17 protein-coding genes and 1 other annotated feature are annotated in these 20415 nt (G+C 39.0%); of the genes, 13 read left to right on the plus strand and 4 right to left on the minus strand.

Annotation, left to right across the window (positions count from 1 at the left end; translation table 11 throughout):
- Positions 1 to 158 precede the first annotated feature (158 nt).
- From pcrB to HNP81_RS19370, 10 genes are all read left to right on the plus strand, one after another.
- Positions 159 to 842, plus strand: coding sequence for a heptaprenylglyceryl phosphate synthase (pcrB, locus tag HNP81_RS19325; RefSeq protein ID WP_182503713.1), 684 nt, complete (start codon positions 159 to 161; stop codon positions 840 to 842).
- Positions 843 to 910: 68 nt separating this feature from the next.
- Positions 911 to 3136 carry a DNA helicase PcrA gene (gene pcrA / locus HNP81_RS19330; protein WP_028389714.1) on the plus strand — a complete coding sequence of 742 codons (2226 nt, stop codon included), beginning with the start codon at positions 911 to 913 and terminating at the stop codon, positions 3134 to 3136.
- 17 nt (positions 3137 to 3153) lie between these two features.
- Positions 3154 to 5160, plus strand: a complete 2007-nt coding sequence (gene ligA, locus HNP81_RS19335; RefSeq protein WP_182503714.1) for an NAD-dependent DNA ligase LigA — start codon at positions 3154 to 3156, stop codon at positions 5158 to 5160.
- Positions 5161 to 5170: 10 nt separating this feature from the next.
- A complete protein-coding gene (locus HNP81_RS19340) occupies positions 5171 to 6340 on the plus strand; it encodes a CamS family sex pheromone protein (RefSeq protein ID WP_028389716.1) in 1170 nt (389 codons plus the stop codon).
- Between the two features lie 449 nt (positions 6341 to 6789).
- The gene (gatC, locus tag HNP81_RS19345) at positions 6790 to 7083 is read left to right on the plus strand and encodes an Asp-tRNA(Asn)/Glu-tRNA(Gln) amidotransferase subunit GatC (RefSeq protein WP_028389717.1); all 294 of its coding nucleotides are present in this window, start codon (positions 6790 to 6792) and stop codon (positions 7081 to 7083) included.
- Between the two features lie 20 nt (positions 7084 to 7103).
- On the plus strand, positions 7104 to 8561 hold the full coding sequence (gatA, locus tag HNP81_RS19350) for an Asp-tRNA(Asn)/Glu-tRNA(Gln) amidotransferase subunit GatA (RefSeq protein ID WP_182503715.1): 1458 nt from the start codon (positions 7104 to 7106) through the stop codon (positions 8559 to 8561).
- A 12-nt stretch (positions 8562 to 8573) separates the two neighbouring features.
- Positions 8574 to 10004 (plus strand): Asp-tRNA(Asn)/Glu-tRNA(Gln) amidotransferase subunit GatB, encoded by a 1431-nt coding sequence (gatB, locus tag HNP81_RS19355; RefSeq protein ID WP_182503716.1) that lies wholly within the window; start codon positions 8574 to 8576, stop codon positions 10002 to 10004.
- 488 nt (positions 10005 to 10492) lie between these two features.
- On the plus strand, positions 10493 to 11416 hold the full coding sequence (locus HNP81_RS19360) for a diacylglycerol kinase (protein ID WP_028389720.1): 924 nt from the start codon (positions 10493 to 10495) through the stop codon (positions 11414 to 11416).
- Positions 11417 to 11677: 261 nt separating this feature from the next.
- Entirely contained in the window at positions 11678 to 12241 is a 564-nt protein-coding gene (locus HNP81_RS19365; RefSeq protein ID WP_182503717.1) for a GNAT family N-acetyltransferase, read from the plus strand.
- A 13-nt stretch (positions 12242 to 12254) separates the two neighbouring features.
- Positions 12255 to 12977, plus strand: coding sequence for an alpha/beta fold hydrolase (locus HNP81_RS19370; protein WP_051404771.1), 723 nt, complete (start codon positions 12255 to 12257; stop codon positions 12975 to 12977).
- Positions 12978 to 13280: 303 nt separating this feature from the next.
- On the opposite strand, the gene HNP81_RS19375 is transcribed toward HNP81_RS19370, so the two are convergent.
- Positions 13281 to 13502, minus strand: a complete 222-nt coding sequence (locus tag HNP81_RS19375; protein WP_084552147.1) for a methionine aminopeptidase — start codon at positions 13500 to 13502, stop codon at positions 13281 to 13283.
- 215 nt (positions 13503 to 13717) lie between these two features.
- On the opposite strand from HNP81_RS19375, the gene rlmD reads away from it, so the two are divergent.
- From rlmD to HNP81_RS19390, 3 genes are all read left to right on the plus strand, one after another.
- Entirely contained in the window at positions 13718 to 15088 is a 1371-nt protein-coding gene (gene rlmD, locus HNP81_RS19380) for a 23S rRNA (uracil(1939)-C(5))-methyltransferase RlmD (protein ID WP_182503718.1), read from the plus strand.
- A gap of 304 nt (positions 15089 to 15392) precedes the next feature.
- Positions 15393 to 15587 (plus strand) — a binding site (T-box leader).
- A 170-nt stretch (positions 15588 to 15757) separates the two neighbouring features.
- The gene (gene nhaC, locus HNP81_RS19385) at positions 15758 to 17176 is read left to right on the plus strand and encodes a Na+/H+ antiporter NhaC (RefSeq protein ID WP_182503719.1); all 1419 of its coding nucleotides are present in this window, start codon (positions 15758 to 15760) and stop codon (positions 17174 to 17176) included.
- Positions 17173 to 18039 (plus strand): MBL fold metallo-hydrolase, encoded by an 867-nt coding sequence (locus tag HNP81_RS19390; RefSeq protein WP_028389724.1) that lies wholly within the window; start codon positions 17173 to 17175, stop codon positions 18037 to 18039. Before nhaC ends, HNP81_RS19390 begins: the two co-directional genes overlap by 4 nt.
- Before the next feature lie 174 nt (positions 18040 to 18213).
- Here the strand turns inward: HNP81_RS19390 and HNP81_RS19395 are convergent, their stop codons facing one another.
- From HNP81_RS19395 to HNP81_RS19405, 3 genes are read right to left on the minus strand one after another with little or no spacing between them, the layout of a single operon-like run.
- Entirely contained in the window at positions 18214 to 18900 is a 687-nt protein-coding gene (locus tag HNP81_RS19395; RefSeq protein ID WP_028389725.1) for a hypothetical protein, read from the minus strand.
- Positions 18897 to 19793 (minus strand): ABC transporter ATP-binding protein, encoded by an 897-nt coding sequence (locus HNP81_RS19400; protein WP_182503720.1) that lies wholly within the window; start codon positions 19791 to 19793, stop codon positions 18897 to 18899. Before HNP81_RS19400 ends, HNP81_RS19395 begins: the two co-directional genes overlap by 4 nt.
- Positions 19790 to 20161: a GntR family transcriptional regulator gene (locus tag HNP81_RS19405; RefSeq protein ID WP_028389727.1), complete on the minus strand. Its 372-nt coding sequence runs from the start codon at positions 20159 to 20161 to the stop codon at positions 19790 to 19792. The genes HNP81_RS19400 and HNP81_RS19405 overlap by 4 nt, the downstream gene beginning before the upstream one ends.
- Between the last annotated feature and the right edge of the window lie 254 nt (positions 20162 to 20415).

Consider the following 20415-nt stretch of genomic DNA (forward strand, 5'->3'; position numbering starts at 1 on the left):
TCCGGTTTGAAACTGATACCGGCGTGTGCTCAATTTTGACTAAAAAAATCATACCTGCTTGGATTGGTTAGCTATTATGTTGTTTCTTATAAAACTTTTTTTATCAAAAATCTTAATGCTATAATGGGGCTATGAGAAATTTTAATGGAGGATATAAGATGTACGATTTTCGTAAGTGGAAGCATGTGTTTAAGCTAGATCCTAATAAAGAGATAAATGATATAGATTTAGAAAGTATTTGTGAGTCGGGTACTGACGCTATTCTAATCGGGGGAACAGACGGTGTTACTCTTGAAAATGTGTTAGATTTGATGGCAAGAGTCAGACGATACACGGTTCCTTGTGTCCTTGAGGTGTCATCTGTTGAAACAGTTACCCCAGGATTTGATTTGTATTTCATCCCCAGTGTATTAAACAGCAAAGATTCAAAATGGATGATGCGATTACATCAACAGGCTGTAAAGGAATATGGTGAAATCATGGATTGGTCTGAAATGTTTGTGGAAGGGTACTGCATTGTAAATCCAGATTGTAAAGCAGCTAAACTGACGGATGCGGATACGAATCTTGATGCGGATGATATTGCTGCATATGCCATGATGGCAGAAAAAATGTTTCACCTGCCGATTTTCTATCTGGAATACAGTGGGATGTATGGCGATCCAAAAGTAGTGAAGAAGACAAAACAAAACTTAAAAGAGACTATTTTCTTCTATGGCGGTGGAATCGAAACAGCTGCTCAAGCAAAAGAAATGGCAGAGTTTGCTGATGTTGTTGTAGTTGGGAATATTATCTATGACAATCTAAAGGCAGCACTTGAGACAGTTACAGCTGTGAAATAGATGATTCTTTAAAATATAGTCAGGCTATAGTACAATAAAAGAACAAATGTTCGAAAGGTGGTGCTTTCATGCAATTTTTAGCAGAAAAATTAGTAAAAGGTTTAAATGATCAACAGCAAAAAGCAGTGAAGGCAACAGATGGGCCACTCCTCATCATGGCTGGAGCAGGAAGTGGTAAGACAAGGGTACTTACGCATCGAATTGCATATTTAATGGTAGAAAAGGAAGTTGCGCCGTGGAATATTTTGGCGATTACTTTCACGAATAAGGCAGCCCGTGAAATGAAAGAACGGATACGTGGCATCCTTGGCGGAGCATCAGATGAGATTTGGATCAGTACCTTCCACTCTATGTGTGTACGAATATTAAGACGTGATATCGATCGAATCGGTTATAATCGCAACTTTTCCATTTTAGACACAACCGATCAACAATCAGTTATTAAGCAAATCTTGAAAGACAAAAACCTCGATCCTAAGAAATATGATTATCGCGCGCTTTTAGGAACGATTAGTTCAGCAAAGAACGAACTCGTAACTCCTGAGGAATACCATAAAACAGCAGGTGACTTCTATACGAATGTTGCAGCAGATGTCTACACGGAATATCAGAAACGGCTTAGAAAGAACCAAGCACTCGATTTCGATGATTTAATTATGTTGACCATCACGTTATTTCAGCGTGTACCAGAAGTTCTTGAATATTATCAGCGGAAATTCCAGTATATTCACGTTGATGAGTATCAAGATACGAACCGAGCTCAATATATGCTCGTGAAACTTCTCGCTTCACGATTCCGAAATTTATGCGTTGTTGGGGATAGCGACCAATCCATCTATCGCTGGCGTGGTGCGGATATCGCCAACATTTTATCATTTGAAAAAGACTACCCAAACGCAACGATGATTTTTCTTGAACAGAATTATCGGTCAACAAAGAAAATTTTAGAGGCTGCAAATAAAGTAATTGATAATAACCGCAATCGGAAGCCGAAGAATCTTTGGACGGAAAATATGGATGGGAATAAAATTAGGTATTTCCGTGCTGACAGTGAACAAGGCGAAGCACAGTTTGTTGCTGGGAAGATTAACGAAATAGTTCGAGACAGTGCTAGAAAATTATCTGATATTGCAATTCTATATAGAACAAACGCCCAGTCACGGGTTATGGAGGAAGTTTTATTAAAATCCAACCTGCAGTATACCATTGTGGGAGGAATTAAGTTCTACGATCGTAAAGAAATTAAAGATATCCTTGCTTATTTACGATTGATTGCCAATCCAGATGACGATATCAGCTTACGTAGGGTCATTAATGTACCAAAACGTGGAATCGGGGCTACTTCACTTGATAAAGTTGCTGATTATGCGGCAATGACAGATGGTTCGATGTATCAAGCTCTCCAGGATATTGATATGATCGGCTTAAGTCCAAAAATCACTAAAGCAGCACGTGAATTCCGCGATTTAATTCATACCTATACGAATCAACAAGAATATTTGTCTGTTACCGAGCTTGTTGAAGAGGTGATTGAAAAAACAGGGTACCGTGAAATGCTTCAAGCAGAAAAATCAATTGAGTCACAAAGCCGCCTAGAAAATATCGATGAATTTTTATCTGTAACTAAATCGTTTGAACAAAGTAATGATGATAAATCCTTAGTTGGTTTTTTAACGGATCTTGCTCTAGTAGCGGATATTGATCAACTAGATGATACAGAGGAAGCTCAGGATTCAGTGACGCTAATGACATTGCACTCTGCAAAAGGGCTGGAATTTCCAGTTGTATTTTTACTAGGGCTTGAAGAAGGGGTATTCCCACATAGTCGTTCATTGATGGATGAAGAAGAAATGGAAGAAGAACGCAGGTTGGCTTATGTGGGCATTACACGTGCAGAATCAGAGTTATATTTAACAAATGCCCAAATGAGGACATTGTTTGGTCGTACGAATATGAATCCAGTTTCACGCTTTATTGCTGAAATTCCAGAAGAACTTGTAGAAGATATGAAACCAAAACCAAAAAAATCAGGTTTAAGTTCTTCCAAACCAATCCTATCAGGTGGTTCAAGACGTACACCTTCATTTGGTAAAGTTGTTGCTCAGCCGAACGCAACAGGTGGGGATGAAATAGGCTGGCAGGTTGGCGATAAGGCTGCCCATAAAAAATGGGGAACTGGAACGGTTGTTAGTGTGAAGGGTGAAGGTGAAGGCAAAGAATTAGACATTGCTTTCCCAAGTCCAACTGGGATTAAACGTCTGCTTGCTAAGTTTGCACCTATTGAAAAAGTATAAGAGGAAGGGCTGGATATATGGATATGCAGCAAGCTGCAAGAAAAGTTACTGAATTACAAACGCTATTGAATCAATACGGCTATGAATATTATGTTTTAGATCAGCCGTCTGTCTCAGATGCGGAATACGATCAGCTTCTAAGAGAATTGATTGAATACGAAGCTCAATTTCCTGAATTGAGAACACCGGATTCACCGACACAGCGTGTGGGTGGTGCCGTACTCGAAATGTTCGAGAAGGTAGAACATACAAGTCCTATGCTAAGTCTTGGCAATGCATTTAATGAACAAGATTTACGGGATTTTGATCGAAGAGTACGACAGGCGGTTGGTGACTCGATTTCCTATGTATGCGAACTGAAAATCGACGGACTGGCGATTACGCTTCAATATGAGAACGGGTACTTTAGGCTTGGAGCTACGCGTGGTGATGGCACGATTGGGGAGGATATCACTGAAAACCTCAAGACCATTAAGTCCATCCCTTTAAAACTTAAAGAACCTTATACAATCGAAGTTCGCGGAGAAGCGTTTATGCCGAAGAAGTCATTCGAAGCATTGAACAAGGTAAAGGAAGAACAAAATGAAGAGCCGTTTGCGAATCCACGCAACGCAGCAGCAGGCTCTCTTAGGCAGCTTGATCCGAAGCTTGCAGCTAAACGGAAGCTTGATATTTTTCTTTACGCGATTGCTAACGTAGAGAATTTGGGTGTTGAGACTCATAGTGAGGGCCTTGAATTACTGGATCGTCTTGGTTTTAAAACAAATCAAGAACGAAAAACGTGTACATCGATCGAAGAAGTATTAGAATATGTAGAGAGCTGGGTAGAGAAGCGTCCAAACTTGGCGTATGACATTGATGGCATTGTAATTAAGGTTAATTCACTGCAACAACAAGAAGAATTAGGAAGGACAGCGAAAAGCCCTCGTTGGTCAATCGCTTATAAATTTCCGGCAGAAGAAGTGAATACAAAGCTGATAGATATTGAACTTAGTGTAGGGCGGACAGGGGTGGTAACGCCCACTGCTATACTTGAACCAGTTAGAGTAGCTGGGACAACGGTTCAGCGAGCTAGTCTTCATAATGAAGATTTGATACGGGAAAAAGATATCAAAATTGGCGATCAAGTTATCATCAAAAAAGCTGGAGATATCATCCCTGAAGTTGTCAATGTCTTAGTAGATCGACGTACAGGAGAAGAGATTGAATTTAGCATGCCAACCCATTGTCCTGAATGTGAAAGTGAGCTTGTCCGACTTGAAGAGGAAGTCGCTCTCCGTTGTATCAATCCAAAATGTCCGGCTCAGATTCGTGAAGGATTGATTCACTTTGTATCACGTAACGCAATGAATATTGACGGTCTTGGAGAAAAAGTAATCAGTCAGTTATTTAGTGAGGGACTCATACAAGATGTTGCCGATTTATATAAATTAACTCATGAGCAGTTGTTAGGCTTAGAGCGGATGGGTGAAAAGTCTGTCAATAATCTAATCACAGCAATTGAAGCCTCCAAAAGTAATTCACTAGAAAAATTATTATTTGGTTTGGGCATCCGTCATGTTGGGGCAAAGGCAGCGAAAACATTAGCACAAGAATTTATAACAATTGCTGCATTAAGTAGTGCAAGCCGTGAAGATTTAACAGCTATTAATGAAATTGGTGATAAGATGGCAGACTCGATTGTCGCTTATTTTGAACTTGAAGAAGTTCAAGCATTAATAATTGAATTGCAAAAAGCGGGAGTAAATCTCGAATATAAAGGTGCAAGACCTGTTGCAGTTCATGCAATTGATAGCTTTTTTGCTGGAAAAACCATTGTACTGACTGGAAAGCTTCATCAACTAACGCGGAGTGAGGCTCAGGGGAAATTAGAAGCCTTAGGTGCCAATGTTGCTGGAAGTGTCAGTAAGAAAACGGATTTAGTCGTTGCAGGAGAAGCTGCGGGTTCTAAGTTAACAAAAGCAGAGAGTTTAGGTATTGAAGTGTGGAGCGAGGAGAAATTAATCGAAGAACTAACTAAATAGAGGTGTTAGAATGAAAAACATCATTTTCCTCGGAATGATCTTGGCTTTATTACTTTCCGGGTGTGCCCCGAAATTTGATAAGGAGCAAGCGGTTGTGAGTGAAGCGGATAGTAGTACGGAAAAAGCGATTGTGCCAAATTATCAAATTTCTAAGGATTATTATAAAACGATGCTTCCATTTGAAGAATCAAATGCACGCGGGCTAGTTGTATCACATTTAAATACCCGCTATGATATCGAGGAATTTGAAACGGGATTAATGAGAATAGCCCAGAAGGATTTTAGTCCGGACAATTATTTTTTTAGGGAAGGACAAATTCTTAAAGGCAGTACGATTACTAAGTGGCTTAGAAGAGAATATACAGAAGATCAGCTGAAAGAAAAGAAACTGTCAGCAAAAGATAATCTAGGCCTTAACCCAATTGATACGGGAAAAGGCGATATTGCAGATCGTAGTGAAAAGAGTCCAATATATTTAGCTCATATTCTTGAACATGATTATTTAGTGAAAAACAAAGATAATACGGTTAGTTTAGGTGGGGTTGTCATTGGACTAGCGCTTAACTCGGTTTATTATTATCAAAAAGAAGCCTATGGTGCTACGTATGAAACGAAGATTAAACAGGCTGAAATAGAGAAGCAAGGAAAGGCGATTGCTGAAAAGGTCGTGCAGCGTTTACGAGAGAATAAAGAGATGAGTGATGTACCTATTACAATTGCCCTTTTTGAACAAAAAGAAAGGTCTTCAGTCGTCCCAGGGAATTTCCTTTATTATTCTCATATAGATGGTAATAAAAGTACGATTGGGAAATGGGAAAAGGTTGATGAAGAATATTATTTATTCCCTTCAACTGCGGCTGAAAAAGCGTATCGTGACGATGTAAGATCATTTAAAAACTTTAAACAAGATATAGAAAATTATTTTCCAAACTTTAATGGAGTAGTTGGCAGAGCGTTTTATGTGAATAAACAACTGCAGGAATTGAATATTGATATCCCTATTCAGTTTTACGGAAATACAGAGGCGATTGGATTTACACAATATGTAACGGGACTGATCATGAACCATTTTAATGAATATATTTCCATTCAGATTTCGATTACTTCAGTTAATGGTCCAGAAGCGCTGATTACTCGTAAGCCGGGTGATAGCGAACCTTATGTTCATATATATAAATAAGGTAAAGTGAGCGGGCTCAGCATTAGCTGGGTCTGCTTTTTCCTGTCAAAGGAACTTACTTAATGAATGGCTATGTTAAAGCTCATTTTTGATTTTGGCACTATGTTGATTGGAGCGGAAAGCGAACGCCTTACGTTCCAATCGACAGGCAATTTTAACAGAGCCCGATTAATTAATATCAATATTTCTGTCAAAATTCCTCATTATTTCCTAGACAATAATTGTGTATTTCTTTGTAAAAGAATCAAAATTCGACCTGTTTTTTTCCTGGGTAATAAACTAACAGATATTTAGACATTTGCTATACTAGGAAGTATTGCTTTAGGTCGTAAAAATCTGCTATGATTTAATTAATTGTTTTTTCGGAAATATGATCGGAATTCAATGTGCAAATTAAAAAATATAGCATAGTCATGCAGTCTTTTGAATCATCAATGGAGGTGAAGAGAATGTCACGTATATCAATGGAGCAAGTTAAACATGTTGCTCATTTGGCACGTTTAGGCATTACAGAGCAAGAAGCTGAGAAGATGCAAAAGGAACTTGATCTTATGATCTCTTTTGCAGAGCTATTGAATGAACTTGATACAGAAGAAGTAAAACCAACTTTTCATGTGTTGGACATGAAAAATGTTATGAGAGAAGATATTCCACAAAAAGGACTGCCGATAGAAGAAGTATTGAGAAATGCACCAGATAGTAAGGATGGGCATATTCGCGTACCGTCTATTATGGAAAAGTAAGGTATTAGGGAGGGATAAATATGTCGTTGTTTGAACATAAGGTTTCGGACTTGCATGAACGTTTACATAAAAAAGAACTAACAGTAACAGACCTTGTTAACGAATCGTATGAAAGAATTGGACAAGTAGAAAGCCAAGTGAAGGCTTTCCTAACATTAGATGAAGAACGTGCACGAGTAAAAGCTAAGGAACTAGATGAAAGACTAGCTCGTGGCGAACAATCTGGCATGCTTTTTGGTTTACCGATTGGTGTGAAGGATAACATTGTAACAAAGAATTTACGTACAACTTGTGCAAGCAAAATCTTGGAGAACTTTGATCCCATCTATGATGCAACTGTGGCACAGAAGCTTAATCAAGCGGAAACGATAACAATCGGTAAGTTGAATATGGATGAGTTTGCGATGGGTTCTTCAAATGAAAATTCAGCTTATCAAGCTACTCGCAACCCTTGGAATACCGATTATGTTCCTGGGGGATCTTCAGGTGGTTCGGCTGCTAGTGTTGCTGCTGGTGAAGTTCTGTTCTCACTTGGCTCAGATACAGGTGGTTCCATTCGCCAGCCAGCTGCATATTGTGGCGTCGTTGGCTTAAAACCAACTTATGGCCGAGTATCTCGCTATGGACTTGTTGCATTTGCTTCATCTCTTGATCAAATTGGACCGATTACCCGCACTGTTGAGGATAATGCTTATTTACTAGAAGCTATTTCAGGCGTAGACCCGATGGACTCAACTTCAGCAAATGTCCAAGTTCCAAGCTTTGTGAATGCTTTAACAGGTGATGTAAAAGGGCTGAAAATCGCTGTACCTAAAGAGTATCTCGGAGAAGGAGTTAGCGAAGCAGCTCGCAATTCAGTGCTAGCAGCTTTAAAAGTATTGGAAGGCTTAGGGGCTGTGTGGGAAGAAGTATCCTTACCACATTCTAAATATGCATTAGCTGCTTATTATTTACTATCTTCTTCAGAAGCATCTGCTAACCTTCAACGTTTTGATGGTGTTCGTTATGGACATCGTGCAGATAACGCTGAGAACTTAATTGAAATGTACAAGCAAACGCGTGCAGAAGGCTTCGGAGACGAAGTGAAGCGCAGAATTATGCTTGGAACATTCTCATTAAGTTCTGGTTATTATGATGCGTATTATAAGAAAGCACAAAAAGTCCGTACTCTAATTAAGCAGGACTTTGAAAATGTATTTGCGAAGTATGATGTAATTATTGGGCCGACAACACCAACTCCAGCTTTTAAAATTGGTGAAAACACTGCGGACCCATTAACAATGTATGCAAATGATATTTTAACGATCCCTGTGAATCTTGCAGGCGTACCAGGAATCTCGATTCCATGTGGGTTCTCAAATGGTTTGCCGCTTGGTCTGCAAATTATCGGGAAGCATTTTGATGAAAGCACTATTTATCGTACTGCGCATGCATTTGAGCAAGCGACAGAATTTCATAAACAATTTCCAAAGTTGTAAGGGGTGAATAAGATGAACTATGAAACGGTAATTGGCCTTGAAGTCCATGTTGAATTAAAAACAGATTCTAAAATTTTCTCTGCAAGCCCGAACCATTTTGGGGCGGCTCCTAATACGAATACGACCGTGATTGACCTTGGTTATCCAGGAACTCTACCGGTAATTAATAAGCAGGCAGTTGACTTTGCCATGAAGGCAGCTATTGCTTTAAACTGTGAAGTTCCAGAAATTACGAAATTTGACCGGAAAAACTATTTTTACCCAGATAACCCGAAAGCTTATCAAATTTCTCAATTCGATCAGCCGATTGGTGAACATGGCTGGGTTGAAATTGAAGTCAACGGCAAGAAGAAGAAAATCGGCATTACACGCATTCATATGGAAGAAGATGCTGGTAAACTGACACACACAAATGATGGCTATTCTCTTTGCGATTATAATCGCCAAGGTACGCCACTTGTTGAAATTGTTTCGGAACCTGATATTACATCACCTGATGAAGCTTATGCGTATTTGGAAAAAATCAAATCGATTATCCAGTATACAGGTGTATCCGATTGTAAAATGGAAGAAGGTTCATTACGCTGCGATGCAAACATCTCTTTACGCCCTGTTGGACAAAAAGAGTTTGGAACAAAAACAGAATTGAAGAATTTGAACTCATTCAACTTTGTTCGTAAAGGTTTAGAATATGAAGAAATTCGTCAAGCTGAAGTGTTAAATGCAGGTGGAGTAATCGAACAAGAAACACGTCGATTTGATGAATCAACAGGAAAAACACTTCTAATGCGTGTAAAAGAAGGTTCAGATGATTACCGATACTTCCCAGAACCAGATCTTATGACCATTCATATCGACGAAGAGTGGAAAGCGCGGATTGCAGCTGAAATACCTGAGCTTCCGGATGCACGAAAAAAACGTTATGTAGAAGAGCTGGGGTTACCTGAGTATGATGCGGCTGTTTTGACCGTAACGAAAGAATCAGCTGATTTCTTCGAAGCAACGGTTGAGCAAGGAGCGGACCCGAAACAAGCGTCCAACTGGATTATGGGAGAACTTTCTGCTTATCTTAATGCTGAAGGAAAAGAACTCCATGACATCGCCCTTACACCTCAAGCACTTGCAGGAATGATTAAGCTGATTGAAAACGGAACGATTTCATCTAAAATTGCTAAAACCGTGTTCAAAGAGCTTGTTGAAAATGGTGGAGATGCTGAAACGATCGTGAAGGAAAAAGGTCTAGTACAGATCTCAGATGAAGGTGCACTTACGAAAATCGTGAATGAGGCACTTGATAATAACCCGCAATCGATTGAAGATTTCAAAGCAGGAAAACAAAAAGCTACTGGCTTCCTAGTTGGTCAAATCATGAAAGCAACAAAAGGACAAGCCAATCCACAACTAGTAAATAAAATTTTATTAGTTGAGTTGAACAAACGCTAATAAGTAGAAATAGACTCGGCTCGCCCCATCCATCATCATAAAGACAAGATGATGGATGGGGCGTTTTTTGTATAAAGGACATGGGGACGGAAGCTTCGTAACTTTAATATAGCCAGTCTACTTAGAGGTATACTGATTTGATCGAGAAATCATTCAGAATTTCAGCTCCGCACCGCCACCGGAGAAGAGCTCATGGATGTATTTTATGAAAACAAATCAATAAATCGAGAATTCATGGATTTATCGTACTTTGAAGGGGGAAACTAAGAATGGAGATGGTTATGTTCATATATAATCAAAGCTAACTATCATAGACGTTAAAACTAGAGTTTTTGAAAAAATTACTATATAATTTGTTCAGAAATGATTTCGGGAGTTAGGTTACTGTTTACGAATGTAATGCTAACGTGATTATTGTTGCTCGTTGCATTCTGTTTGGTAAATCGTTACCATTTAGTGAAACGTATTTTAACATTAGGATGATGGAAATGAAAAGAGCAAGATTGATTTATAATCCGACATCAGGCCGAGAAATGATTCGGAAAAATTTACCGGATGTTTTAGCTAAACTTGAAGCTGCTGGGTATGAAGCCTCTTGTCATGCGACTACAGGAGCTGGTGATGCGACACGCGCTGCAGAAATTGCTGTTGAACGCGGCTATGATGTTGTAATTGCAGCAGGAGGCGACGGAACGATTTACGAGGTTGTAAACGGCCTAGCCGGAGCGGAAAAACGGCCGAAACTTGGTGTGATTCCGACCGGAACAACGAATGACTTTGCGCGAGCAATTCATGTCCCACGCTCGATTGATGCTGCGGTGGATATTATTACAAAGGGGCATACGATGCCGATTGATATCGGGAAAATGAACGAAAAGTATTTTATCAATATTGCTGGGGGCGGCCGGTTAACGGAGCTTACTTACGAGGTACCGATAAAGTTAAAAACGATGCTTGGCCAATTGGCTTATTACATGAAGGGCATTGAAATGTTACCTTCGATCCGTGCAACGGATGTAACGATTGAATATGATGGGAAGTTTTTTGAAGGGGAAATTATGCTTTTCCTTGTTGCGAACACAAATTCTGTTGGCGGCTTTGAAAAACTAGCACCTGACGCTTCGTTAAATGATGGCATGTTTACGTTATTAATTTTAAAGAAAACAAATCTAGCCGACTTTATCAGGGTGGCCTCTCTTGCATTACGTGGGGAGCATATTCATGATAAAAATGTTATTTATGTTAAAGCAAACCGAATTAAAGTAACCGCAAAAAATGAAATGATGCTAAATTTAGACGGTGAATTTGGTGGACTAGCTCCAGCTGAATTTGTCAGTCAGTATCGTCATTTCGATGTTTTTATTCCTGAAAATACGCTATATGATGATCCAGAAAATAAGCAGAATGTATAAATGAATAAAGTGAAACTTCAATCAGTGGGGGATGCATTCCTCACTGATTGTTAGTCTCGTTCTACTGTCGTTAAGATCTTCGCTTTCGCTTCGATCTATCGAAAGTATGAACGAATGCGTGATAAAATTGAGGATGGCTCAAAATTAAAGCGGCCGACCATACAACAATAAACAGGGTTAGATATATTTAATAATTTGTTTATTCTATTGTAGGTCAGACCTTTTTAGGCCATCCTTTTTCTGATTGAGGAGATTAAACCAATGTTACTTAGACAAGCAAAACCAGCGGATGCTCCAATTTCCGCTTATTTAATTCGGTTGGCGATTCAGGATATTGCTGAAGCTCTGACTGATGAACAGGAAGAAAAAGCTATTTTAGATGTGCTGCAATATTTCTTTAGTCATCCAAATAATCGGTTAAGCTATGAGAACACGCTAATTATAGAAATTGCAGGGAATGTAGCTGGTCTTATTGTGACCTATCTCGGAAGTGAAGCGGAGCAATTGGATAGACCAATCGTGAAACGTTTAAGAGAGAAGAATAATAATTCGGAGATAATGACTGAGAAAGAAGCTGAACCGGGAGATTTCTATATCGATACAGTGAGTGTAAACCCACAGTATTGGGGAAAGGGAGTAGGGACTGCCTTGATTGAAGCAGCTGAACTGCTTGGGAAATCAAAAGGTCATAGGAGGATGTCTTTGAACGTTGAGGTAAAAAATACGCGTGCACACCGTTTATATAGTAAGCTGGGATATAAATCTGTGAATTGTAGACAAATTAACGGGCATGATTATGAATACATGGTGAAACATCTGTCATGAGGGAGCGAATGCAATGCTTGAAGGTTGGGTTAAAAATGGAGACATACGAATCCATTATATCGACAACACTGGACCGTCTATAGAACCCCCACTTGTCATCATTCCTGGTTTGACGGAGACGGGGGAAGAGTATGAAGATATACTTCGTGCTCTTGCGCCCCGTCGTGCTCTAGTTATTACGATGCGTGGACGAGGGCGAAGTGATGCACCAGAGATGGGATATACGCTAGAAGATCATGTGACTGATATTGAAAGCGTGATTAATCATATCCATATTGAAAATTTCGTTTTGTTCGGTTTTCATCGTGGTGTGGTTTATGCTTTAGGATTTGCGATGGAGAATCTAAGCCGTTTAAAAGGACTCATCATCGGTGATTACCCTGCTGTAGAAACAGATTTACCAGAAGGATGGGCCAATCTTCTTGTTCAGAAAACAGGGAGAACTGCGCTGACTCATATGACGCTCGATACATTAAAAGCGATCGAACATGATTCCCATGAACATCCATTTTGGAAAGAACTAGCTAATGTTAATTGTCCGGTATTAATCCTTCGAGGAAATCAGGAGGGAATCGGACTGACAGAGGAAGGAGCGATGGAATACCTTCGCTCTGTCCCAGGCGCTCGTGTTAAAACAATTTCTGATGACTCATCAGGAATCTTTAATTTGGAGTCTCAAGAATTACTTGATGCGTTAAAACAATTCTTTGAAGAAGCAAAGAATTGTAGGAACTAACAAAATATCCATAACGAAAGGGTCAGACCGCAACTTTAATATCCAGTTCAATTTAAGTGTAAGTATCTCTATGAACTGTGGATAAAGTTGTGGTCAGACCTTCTGCTCGAAGATAAGACCTAGCAAGTCCGTTCCATAAAGCAGAGGGTGGTGGTGTGTTTACTAATGATTCGAACGCTTAGAATTACACGCTTTAGCCTCCACAAAAAAGTCGATTGCTCCATGAAGGCAAAGAACTCCTTTATCGAGCAATCTCTATTTTCTTTTAAAGCTGTTAAGAGGCGTGTTCGCTAATCTATACTCCTAGCTGTCCGTTTGACTAGTTGTTTCTGCCCAGTCCACATAGGAGCCACTACCGTTACAGCCTTGACAATCATACACATTTGTGTAGCTGTATTCATAAGGAGCATACGAATTGTAACCCCGACCGCGGCAATCTGGACATAGTCCTTTATCCTGCATGAGTGCAATATGTTTTTCCTGTCTGGCTGTATTCCAGGCAGAAATCGATTGGAATAATCCCATTTTGCTCACCTCACTTTTTTCCTTATTTTGCATCAAAAATTAGATGTTATACGCATGTCCGCATTTATTTTGATTACTTTATTTATTTTTATGAAAAATCTCGCTAAAAGGTGCTTTTGTTTGTCTAGTAAATGTGTGATAAAATAAGAGTTCTAAATATATGATGGATACTGCTACAGATACTGTAAGCATTTCGATAGAAAAGGAAGTATACAATGGAAAAAACAATTCCCGTTTCAAAAAATGATGTAATAGATGTAGAATTTGAGGACCTAACACATGATGGGTCGGGTGTTGCCAAGGTCGAAGGCTATCCCATTTTTGTTCCCTACGTGTTGCCGGGGGAAAAAGCACAAATCAAAGTAACGAAAACGAACAAGGGCTACGGTTTTGGTCGCTTAATGGAATTGAAGGAAAAAAGTATAGACCGTGTTGAAGTGAAAAAAGAAGATGCACATAAATACGGTGGAAGTCAGCTTCATCACCTTAGTTATGAAGGTCAGTTAAAATTTAAAGAAAAAACAGTCCGTGAAGTAATGGCAAGAATCGGCAAACTTAAGGATGTGACGATTCATCCGATTATTGGTATGGAACAACCCTTACACTACCGCAATAAAGCCCAAGTCCCTGTTGGAGAAAAAGACGGAAAGCTTATCGCTGGTTTCTTTAGACCACGGAGCCATGACATTGTTGATACCAATGAAAGCATTATTCAACATCCAGCTGTGAATGAAGCGATTCAAGCTGTGAAAGAAATATGTAATGAACTCGGAGTAGAACCATATAACGAGAAACATCACCAAGGTGTTCTTCGTCACATTATGGCTCGTTACGCAAAACAAACTGGGGAGCTGATGATTGTACTTATTACAAGAGCGGCTAGACTTCCTCAAAAGAATAATCTTGTTGAAGAGATCACAGCTCGTTTGCCCCATGTTAAATCGATTGTTCATAATGTGAATTCGAAACGGACAAACGTCATTATGGGTGAAAAAACAAAGGTGCTTTGGGGTAATGATGTCATTTATGATTATATTGGCGATGTGAAATTCGCTATTTCGCCGCTATCCTTTTACCAAATTAACCCTGATCAAACAAAGGTTCTTTATAGCAAAGCGCTTGAATTTGCCGGGCTTACTGGGGAAGAGACTGTTATTGATGCTTATTGTGGAATTGGTACAATTTCACTATCTCTTGCACAAAAAGCTAAGCATGTTCTTGGAGTGGAAGTTGTACCAGAAGCAATTGCGGACGCACGCCGTAACGCTCTTATCAACGAAATTAATAATGTTGAATTTGAAGTTGGCGAAGCAGCAAACGTTATTTCTGAATGGTATCAAGATGGGAACCGCGCAGATGTATTAGTAGTCGATCCACCACGTAAAGGCTGTGAGGAGACTTTATTAAATACCATTATCGAGATGAAACCGAAGAAGGTCGTATACGTATCGTGCAACCCGGCTACACTTGCTCGTGATTTACGTATTTTAGAAGATGGTGGGTATCATGCGGTTGAAATTCAGCCTGTGGATATGTTCCCTATGACGACACATTGTGAAGCAGTTGTGAAACTCGTTTTAAGTTAATTTAAAGAAAGAGGATGTCCCAACGGGGTCTGACCTTGCATTCTAAATCAGTATGTAGTGTTTCATTCACTTATCCTATACTGTATTTAGTTATTGCAGGTTCTGACCCTTTTCTTTTGGGACATCCTCTTCTTTTTTTGTAGTATTGATGAAGTTAGTTATGAACGATTTAAAGTCTAGTCCGGAATAAAAGTTACTATAAACCTCGTTTATTGGATGCCTTCTATTAAAAAAGTACACGCTTGTTATTGACATACATGGTATGCATATATTAATATACTTTCATACACAAAAGCATAAAAGTATAAAAGCGTTGAACTATAAAAGTAGCTGAATGTTTAGGAAATTTAGAGACTTAGTGGGTGGTGCAAACTAAGCCAAGCATTCAGTGAATTACAATTAGGGAGCTGACTTCGGTCCGGCAATGCCGTTAATCTAATGAGAGAACAAAAAAATTTTTGTTAATCAGGGTGGTACCGCGGAGCTCTTCGTCCCTTTTTTGGGAGGGGGGCTCCGTTTATTTTATTTCTAGTTTGTTTTCAAATATGGTGCACATATCCAAGTGATAGTCTGGCATTAAATTTGAAACATGAATAAGAAAAATTACTATCCGCACTAATTTTTGGAGAAGAGTTTATTTAAATCGAAATAAAAGGAGTGAAAGGTAAGATGAAGAAAGAAATATCAATCGGATTAGCTCTATTGCCCATTGTTACGTTAATGATTGCAGGTGCTGCGTCCATCTTTATTTGGAAAGCTGGTATGTTTATTCCATTAATTATTGGCATCATTGGGACCGTCTTAGTAGGATTGAAAAGTGGATTTAAATGGGATGAGCTGGAGAAAATGATGGTGCAAGGTGTTTCGAAGGCAATGCCTGCTATTTTTATTTTACTTGTTATCGGAGTGATCGTGGGAACATGGATTTCTAGTGGTGTAATCCCTACAATGATCTATTATGGATTAACATTTATTCATCCTTCTTTCTTTGTTCCAGCTGTAGCTCTTGTTACAGCCATCGTTGCCGTCACACTTGGCAGTTCATTTACTTCTATTGCCACGATTGGTTTAGCGTTTATGGTAATAGGTGAGGGAATGGGCTTTCCACCAGGTCTAATTGCTGGTGCCATTATTTCGGGGGCGTTTTTTGGAGATAAATTATCACCTTTATCCGATACGACTAATATTGCTCCTGCTATGGCAGATACGGATTTATTCAGCCATGTTCGTCATATGTTATGGGATACGATCCCTGCCTTTCTTATTACATTAGTTTTATATAGTTTTTTTAGTAATGGATCACACTATAGTGCTGGTGATACAGGGAAAATCGATATGATCTTATCGGGGTTACAAAAGACATTTATCATTCATCCGCTTCTTTTACTATTGCCTTTACTCACAATCTTTTTAATGATGAAACGAATGCCCGCTTTGCCCACATTAATGCTCGTTGGCTTACTCGGAGGTCTATTAACTATATTCATCCAAGGCCAATCCGTAACTTCTATGGTTAACACAATGACATCTGGATTTAATGCTCAATCTGGTGTCGAAGAGGTTGACTCATTATTAAATAGTGGTGGATTAGTTTCCATGCTTAATACAATCGGATTATTGACCATTGCTACAGCATTAGGCGGGCTTTTAGAAGGTACTAGTGTTTTTCAAACTTTAGTCCGTCCGATCATTAGTAAAATAAAATCAGCTAGTTCACTAATTGCTACAACAATTATATCCACTTTTATCGTCGCCTTCGCAAGTGGTGCCCAATTTTTGGCGATTATCTTACCGGCAAGAACTTTTGTTCAAACATATAAAGATTTAAAAATAGATACGAAGAATTTATCTAGATGCGTTGAAGCAGCAGGAACAGTCGGTATCACACTAGTTCCATGGAGCGTGCCAGCTGTATTTGCAGCGAATATGTTGGGGGTAAGTGTAGAACAATTTATTCCGTATCTATTCTTTGCTTTTATTGTTCCTGTTATTAATGTTATCTATGGAGTTACTGGATGGACGATAACAAGGAAGGATTATCGTGAGAATCAAGTGCAAGAGGAAGTTAGTAGGAGGAATTTAATATGAGTGAAGTGATAGTAAATATTATTGGAACGGCACAGGATGCTGGTGTGCCGCACCCGAATTGTTTTTGTAAAAATTGTCTAGAAGCAATAAAAGATTCAAAGTATAGGAGATTTGCAGCCTCCTTGGCGATTATATTGCCAAAGTCAAAAGAGTGGCATTTGATTGATGCTACACCAGATCTTCGGGAGCAGATGGCATCTATCCAAATGAAATATGAGCTTCAAAAAAAACTAATGAATAGTATTTGGCTTACTCATGCCCATATTGGACATTATCCCGGTTTAATGTTTTTGGGTAAAGAAGCGATCGGGTCTAAAGGGACTGCGGTTTATTGTGGGGGGAAAATGAAACAGCTATTAGAAAATCATGCACCATGGAAGCAATTAGTTGATCTTGAAAATATTGCGCCGATCGAGATCAAGCATGAACATTCTACTGAACTTACACCAATTGTTCGAATAACTCCTGTGGAAGTCCCCCACCGCAATGAGTTTTCTGAAACATTTGCATTTTGGATTGAAGGACCTACTCGTAAACTACTTTATATCCCTGATATCGACAGATGGGACGAATGGGACCATGATATTTATGAAATGGCTAAGGAAGCAGATATTTGCTTATTGGATGGCACATTCTATTCCATCGAAGAAATAGAACGAATGGGGCGAGACTATAAAGAAATACCTCATCCAGTGATGACGGAAACAATGGACCGTTTGCAAGGATTAGTGGAGGAAACAGCTATTTACTTCACACATTTTAATCACTCCAATCCGGTTATCGATCCAGAAAGCCCCTATATCAAACAAGTAAAGGGCAGGGGGTTTCACATTGCTGTTGAAGGGATGGAGATTTTATTATAATGATTTTCTCATGAAACTTCGATGCAAAAATGGTACGTACTGTCGCTTTATCGGAGATTTAGCGACAGTAGAACGGGACTAACTATCGGTGGGGGATGAAGAACCCCCCATTGATTGAAGTTTCACTTTATGATTTTACACTATTTTTTGGAAATGCATTTTTTCATTGAGAGATTAAACGACTGCCCGTCGTAACATGCGATAGGAGCCGAGTAGATAGAGCAAAGTAAGAGGTACGAGCCAATAGGCAATTTGTACAGCGGTATGGTTGGCAAACCAACTAAAAATGCTTCCCCAAACTTCGAAATGATGCAAAAGGAAGATCGCTAAACTTCCGAGCAGTAATGTGACCAATGCACCAATGAACATTCCTTTGTAGCCAAAGCGCCGTGCAAAACTCGAAATGATGAACCCGAGGAAGAACATATTAAGGAATAGAATCAGATACAGCGTAAATTGCTCTATAAGTGCCCCATCATTGATATAGGAAAAGTGAAAAAAGTGAAGTTTAGTCCCCCAACCATCGGTTACTTTTTCTAATTGAGCAAATAAGAATATCAAACTTGTAAAGAGGGCGCTACTGATTATTCCTATTATTGCCGTTCCTATATAATAATCGATTCTTCTAATTGACATACCGATAGCGAATGAAAATGTTTTCCCTACTACCATAATTCCTGCTACAAACACGTAAATGACAATTGAAGTGATTCCACCTGTATACATATCTTCTTGATTCATAAACAAGAAACTTACAATTAGATTTACTGCGAAACTAGAAAACAGAATGATAGCTGGAATATAAATCCATGACCATTTATCACGATAATGAAGTTTTAAGACACCAGTAATATTATTCACTCTGCAATCGCTCCTTTTTGTTCAGATTTTCCACTTGTCAAATGGACGATAAGTTGCTGCAAGGAAACAGGGGATATCTCAAGTCCACTTGCTGCTGCTTGTTTTTGATCAGTACCGTGTTGACTGCACATAACAGTGGCAGAAAGTAATCCGCCAAACGGCTCACGGTAAACCGTTTCTTTTCCGATGAGAAATGCTTCTACCTTAGATGTTTGACCAGTGACCGTAAAAGCCTTACCTCGTAACTCTTCTGCATCTTGATCAAGAATTAGCTTTCCATTGTCAATGACTAAAATATGTTCAAGTAAGTTGCTCACTTCATCAATTAAATGGGTAGACAGAATCACTGTTCTTGGATGTTCAACATAATCTTCCATTAATCTATCGTAAAATAGCCCTCTTGAAACCGCATCGAGACCTAGGTATGGTTCATCAAAAATGGTGAGAGGCGCCCGACTTGCAAGCCCTATCACAATTCCTACTGCAGAAAGCATCCCTCTGGATAGCTTTTTTATTTTTCGCTTAAGGGGTAATTTGAAGTCCTCAATTAGTAACCTAGAAAAATTGACATCCCAATTTGGGAAAATGGATTTAGAAACTTCTAATACATCAAGGATACTATAATGATCAGGGTATTTCTGGCTTTCTTTAATAAAACAAATTTTGCTAAGGATGTTGGCGTTTTCATAGGGATTATCCCCAAATACTTTCAAATCACCACTTGTAGGAAAAATTTGTGCTGTGATCATTTTCATTAAAGTTGTTTTACCTGCACCGTTTCTACCGAGAAGTCCGTAGATTTTATTGGCTTGCATGGTAAAACTAGTGTCATGAATAGCGTTAAATTTTCCATAAGATTTATTCAGCTGCGTAACTTCAATCACGTTTTTCATCGTTTGTTATCTCCTCTCTGGATCATATCCGTCAACTGATTAGTTGTAATCCCAAGCTTCTCTGCTTCACGAATCATCGTGATCACATACTGTTCGAAAAACAGCTCTTTCCGTTTTTCTATTACTTTTACTCGTGCTCCCTCTGCAACAAACATTCCAATCCCTCGCTTTTTGTATAAAATGCCTTCATCCACCAACAAATTAACGCCTTTCGCTGCAGTTGCAGGATTGATTTTGTAAAATGCGGCGAACTGATTCGTTGAGGGAACTTGTGCTTCTTCAGGCAGACCACCTTCAATAATGTCATCTTCAATCCGTTCTGCGATCTGGACAAAAATTGGCCGGCCATCGTCAATTAAGTTTTTCATTGTGTCACCGCCATATTGGTTAGTTACTTATGTAATTAACCATATAACGATGACGAACGAATGTCAATAACCAAATGTATATTTTAAAAAAATAGGTGTTCTCCTCATTCGATCATATTCAATTTTTGCGATAGAGATTGAATTTTGTGTTGTTTTTAAAAAGTGAAGCAACTGAAGATTTATATAAAAGCCCAAATTCTCAAATGTAGAGTAATGTTTTGTGGGGATATCAATTAGTAGCTTAGTCTAAGGGG

The sequence above is a fragment of the Peribacillus huizhouensis genome, from assembly GCF_014138605.1.
Lineage (GTDB): Bacteria > Bacillota > Bacilli > Bacillales > DSM-1321 > Peribacillus > Peribacillus huizhouensis.

Coding starts and splice junctions, on each gene's coding strand:
- rlmD (WP_182503718.1), top strand. CDS start 13,718: ATGGAAAAAACAATTCCCGTTTCAAAAAATGATGTAATAGATGTAGAA.
- HNP81_RS19340 (WP_028389716.1), top strand. CDS start 5,171: ATGAAAAACATCATTTTCCTCGGAATGATCTTGGCTTTATTACTTTCC.
- HNP81_RS19390 (WP_028389724.1), top strand. CDS start 17,173: ATGAGTGAAGTGATAGTAAATATTATTGGAACGGCACAGGATGCTGGT.
- HNP81_RS19405 (WP_028389727.1), bottom strand. CDS start 20,161: ATGAAAAACTTAATTGACGATGGCCGGCCAATTTTTGTCCAGATCGCA.
- pcrA (WP_028389714.1), top strand. CDS start 911: ATGCAATTTTTAGCAGAAAAATTAGTAAAAGGTTTAAATGATCAACAG.
- HNP81_RS19400 (WP_182503720.1), bottom strand. CDS start 19,793: ATGAAAAACGTGATTGAAGTTACGCAGCTGAATAAATCTTATGGAAAA.
- gatA (WP_182503715.1), top strand. CDS start 7,104: ATGTCGTTGTTTGAACATAAGGTTTCGGACTTGCATGAACGTTTACAT.
- nhaC (WP_182503719.1), top strand. CDS start 15,758: ATGAAGAAAGAAATATCAATCGGATTAGCTCTATTGCCCATTGTTACG.
- HNP81_RS19360 (WP_028389720.1), top strand. CDS start 10,493: ATGAAAAGAGCAAGATTGATTTATAATCCGACATCAGGCCGAGAAATG.
- ligA (WP_182503714.1), top strand. CDS start 3,154: ATGGATATGCAGCAAGCTGCAAGAAAAGTTACTGAATTACAAACGCTA.
- HNP81_RS19375 (WP_084552147.1), bottom strand. CDS start 13,502: ATGGGATTATTCCAATCGATTTCTGCCTGGAATACAGCCAGACAGGAA.
- gatC (WP_028389717.1), top strand. CDS start 6,790: ATGTCACGTATATCAATGGAGCAAGTTAAACATGTTGCTCATTTGGCA.
- HNP81_RS19370 (WP_051404771.1), top strand. CDS start 12,255: ATGCTTGAAGGTTGGGTTAAAAATGGAGACATACGAATCCATTATATC.
- pcrB (WP_182503713.1), top strand. CDS start 159: ATGTACGATTTTCGTAAGTGGAAGCATGTGTTTAAGCTAGATCCTAAT.
- HNP81_RS19365 (WP_182503717.1), top strand. CDS start 11,678: ATGTTACTTAGACAAGCAAAACCAGCGGATGCTCCAATTTCCGCTTAT.
- gatB (WP_182503716.1), top strand. CDS start 8,574: ATGAACTATGAAACGGTAATTGGCCTTGAAGTCCATGTTGAATTAAAA.